This window comes from Oscillibacter sp., from assembly GCF_031978065.1.
Classification (GTDB): Bacteria; Bacillota; Clostridia; order Oscillospirales; family Oscillospiraceae; genus Oscillibacter.
The window spans coordinates 1-3,858 of sequence record NZ_DALZCH010000175.1; the positions used below are offsets into that span (position 1 = coordinate 1).

Here is a 3,858-nt window from a genome sequence, read left to right on the forward strand (position 1 = left end):
CGCGCTTCCACAGTTCAGACAAGGCTCGGGCCGTTGCGGGCTCGGAATTGATCAAATACCTTACCGCTGCGGATAATATAATCCCGAAAATACTCAGCCGCAGGGGGCATATATCGGTCTTTACACCACATCAGGTACAGATCCCGCGCAGGAATATTGTCGGAAATGGGAATGATTTTGACGTTATAAGGCGCGCCGCCCAGGGGATAGGGGGTAATGGCTACCCCTTGGTTTGCGGCCACAAGACCGTACATGACAATGTCCTGTGGCGTTTCCACTAAAATAGTTGGGTTGATATTCAGGGATTCAAATATCTCGCGGTTTTGATAGTGCAGCTGTGAGGTACTGTCGAAGTTGATGAAAGGTTCCTGATCCAGCTCTTTCAGGCTCGCGCTCTCGCGCCGGGCCAGTCGATGTCCAAAAGGGACCAGCAGGACCAGCGGATGGGTGCCCAGCTTTATATGCTCCACCCGGGGATCGTCAATCCATGTCGCAAAGGCCAAGTCAATTTTTCCGGACAGAAGATGCTCTTGTATAAAATAAAAAGTGTTCTGAGAAAATTGAAAGCGCACGCCCACCCGGTTGGTTTCAGATAGATAGCGGACAATAATGTCCGGCAAAAACTGAGCCAGAGAAGGGAAGGCGGACAGAGTCACTGTGCCGGAATTTGGATTGTTATACTCCTGCAGGATGGAAATTCCGGTTTCCAGAGATTCCAGGCTTTTTTGGACATGGGGTAGAAACAACTCACCATATTTTGTCAGCTTGACATTGCGCCCTTTTCGGGTAAACAGCTTTACATTCAGCTCGGATTCTAGTTCCTGAATGGCGTGGCTGAGAGTGGACTGACCGACATACAGCTTTTCCGCTGCCTGAGTGTAGTGCTCCAACTCCGCGATGGCTTGAAAGTACTGCAATTGTTTTAAGTTCATGGCTGTCACTCCTTCTGCGATATAACAGGATTTAATACCCTTTTATGTTATTATCGCTTATGGACAGCAAATTGTTAGTTATTTTTTTGTGAATTTTCATTTTCTTTTGCTTGTCGCCCGGCTTCTCTGGCGCTCAGGATCACATCGGCAGAAATCAGCAGTAATCCGATGAAAAACGTGGGACGAAACTGTTCCCCCAAAATCAGTGCGCCCAGTAGCGCGGAAAAGGCGGGCTGCAGAGGATAAAACAGAGAGCAGGTGCTGGCTGGGAGGAGGGACAGGCACTTTGTCCAAGTGAATTGGGACAAGCCGGAGCCGATCAATCCCAGATAGAGAACGACGGCCACTGCCGTGGGAGAAATGACGACCGGCTGATGAGTGGCGCTGAAGATTCCTGCCGGGATATGAAAAATAAGGCTGATGGCCATGCTATATGTTGTGACCAGAATCGGGGGATAGCTGGCGGTGAGGCGGCGCATATATACCGACGCCGCGCCCCAGCACAACACGGCAAGCAGCACCACGCCAATGCCCAGCAGATCGCCCTGGTTGTCTGTCTCGCTTGTGACCACGGCGGTACCCGTCAGAGCCAGAACAAGGCAGAGAACCTTGGTGGAAGTAATCCGCTCCTTAAGAATCAAGGAGGCCATCACGGTGACGGATACCGGGGTTAGCGCGTTGATCAAAGAAGCCATGGATGCGCCTGTCAGCGAGATTCCCAGCTGAATCAGTGAAATAGTAAAAAAATAGCCGAGAAAGCCTACCAATCCAAAGTATTTCCAATCCTCCCGGGCAATTTTGGTGCCGAGACAGCCCCGGGCCATCAGGAGCAGAGGCGCCATGGCCACGGTGCACCGCAGACAGGCCAGAAGTTGAGGCGGAATATCCTCGGCAATCATTTTCCCAGCAACATACACGCTTCCCCAAAAAAAGAAGGTGAGCAGCAGCGGAAAGAAAGCCTGATTGTTTGGCGTGGCTTTCATGAAGAAACTCCTTTCTGCCAAGGGGCGCCAAGAAAAGTGAGGGCCGGGCTGCCGCCGCCTTTTGGCGGCAGCCCGGCCCTTTCAGCCAACGATGTAGGGGCCTTTAATCAGCCTGCTGCCAAAGCGTCTTGCAGGGAAGTGCCCAAACCGCCGACTTCTTTGTCGATCTTGCTGTACAAATCCTTTATGCCCTGAAGATTCAGAATTTCGTCAAAGAAAGAGTTGTCGTAATTGATGATGGTCATGCCGCCCTTTTCCAAGGTGGTCTTGTTGTCCGTGTCGATCTTGGTAAGCTCGAGACGCATCACGGCCAGCGCCACATTCACAGCTTGGTCAAGGGCTTCCTGATAAGCGGGATCCAGATCCGCATAAGCACCTTTATTGATAGCGATCTGGTTGGCATACAGGATATGATTGGTGCAGGCCAGATATTTTTGCACCTCATTGAAGTTGTTGCCCACGATGGTGTCAGCTGCGTTTTCTTCTGCATCCACAGCACCGCTCTGCAATGCGAAATACAGTTCGGAGAAGGCCAAGGGAGTTGGCTCAGCGCCAATGGCGGTCCAGAAAGCCATGTGGTTGTTGTTTTCCATGGTGCGGATTTGAAGCCCCTTGAAAGAAGCCAGATCCGTCAAATTCTTATTGGCGGTAGTCAGACGATAGGTGGCGTTCTGCAGGAACCCCAGCAGATGGAAGCCGGCCGTCTCATAGGCGGTAGAGAGCTGTGTTTTAAACTGGGAGTCGGCGCCGTTAAGTACCTTGTCAATGGTGTTACCGTCGTATTTGGAGAAGACCATAGGCAGATCAAAGACGGCCATCTCAGGGATAAAAGAAACCACGGGGGCGGTCTGGCAGACGACAATTTGAATGTCGTTGCTCTGCATCTGACGAAGCAGGTCGGCATCACCGCCCAAATCGCCGTTGGGATGATAGTCGATGGTCAGCTTGCCACCCGTGATTTCGCTCACCTTTTGAGCAACCAGTTCACCAAAGACCTGACCGGCAGCGCCCTTGCCGGTGGAGTCGGCACCCACCAGTTCTACGGGATCCAGGTTGGCGTAGGGGTCATCGTTACTCTGAGATGCGGGAGCAGAAGTGGGTGCAGGCGTGCTACCACAGGAAGCCAGAGACATTGCCATTGCCATGGACAGGAACAGAGCTGCAAACTTTTTCATTTGTTTTTCCTCCTTTTAATCCAATTGCACTTTATTTTCGTCCGCTGCCCCCGAAAGCCGGGGGCAGGGGGACAAACGAAAGGGAGATTAGAGCATGTTTACTAAAGCCATGCTGAACCAGGGAATATAAGTAATCAAAACCAGAGCGATCAGGAATGCAATAATAAAGGGGACGGCTTTTCTGGCCACGGCCATGGGCGGTTCTTCCGACAGATTACCGGCCACAAATAGATCCAGTCCAAAGGGTGGTGTGGCAAGGCCGATGGACAGGCAGCACACAAGAATAACGCCGAAATGTACCGGGTCCACACCCAAATTTTGCACGGCGGGCAGCAGTACAGGCGCCAGAATGATAATGGCGGGGCCGGTATCCATGACCATGCCCAGAATCAGGAAGATAATTACCAGCACGGTGAGTACCGTGAAGCTGGAGTGAAAATTGTGCAGAATAAAGTTTTCCACAACCTTGGTAGCCTTGGTCAAAGAGAGTACGCGGCCAAAGGCGGTGGCAAAAGCCAGAACAAAGGCCAGGCCGCCATAAGTCTTTACAGAGCTGCACAGGAAGGGAACCAAATCTTCAAACTTGATGGATTTATAAATAAACAAAGAGACAATCAGCGCGTAGAACACAGAAATACAGGCGGCTTCGGTGGGGGTGAATATACCGCTATAGATGCCGCCCAATACGATGACCGGACACAGCAGCGCCCAGAAGCTCTCCAGAAACAGCTTTCCCAGTCCCTGCCCTTTCAGCTCGGTCATCTTCTG

General features: G+C 51.7%; 4 protein-coding genes. All 4 read right to left on the reverse strand.

The features are described from left to right. Positions 1-14: 14 nt before the first annotated feature. Positions 15-932 (reverse strand): LysR family transcriptional regulator, encoded by a 918-nt coding sequence (locus RTK01_RS16195; protein WP_312281960.1) that lies wholly within the window; start codon positions 930-932, stop codon positions 15-17. Between the two features lie 74 nt (positions 933-1,006). Continuing rightward, entirely contained in the window at positions 1,007-1,915 is a 909-nt protein-coding gene (locus tag RTK01_RS16200) for a DMT family transporter (protein WP_312281961.1), read from the reverse strand. A gap of 107 nt (positions 1,916-2,022) precedes the next feature. Continuing rightward, positions 2,023-3,090, reverse strand: coding sequence for a TRAP transporter substrate-binding protein (locus RTK01_RS16205; RefSeq protein ID WP_312281962.1), 1,068 nt, complete (start codon positions 3,088-3,090; stop codon positions 2,023-2,025). An 87-nt stretch (positions 3,091-3,177) separates the two neighbouring features. Further along, positions 3,178-3,858, reverse strand: a 681-nt coding sequence (locus RTK01_RS16210; RefSeq protein WP_312281963.1) for a TRAP transporter large permease, incomplete at its 5' end; no start/stop codon positions are given.

Coding starts and splice junctions, on each gene's coding strand:
- RTK01_RS16195 (WP_312281960.1), bottom strand. CDS start 932: ATGAACTTAAAACAATTGCAGTACTTTCAAGCCATCGCGGAGTTGGAG.
- RTK01_RS16200 (WP_312281961.1), bottom strand. CDS start 1,915: ATGAAAGCCACGCCAAACAATCAGGCTTTCTTTCCGCTGCTGCTCACC.
- RTK01_RS16205 (WP_312281962.1), bottom strand. CDS start 3,090: ATGAAAAAGTTTGCAGCTCTGTTCCTGTCCATGGCAATGGCAATGTCT.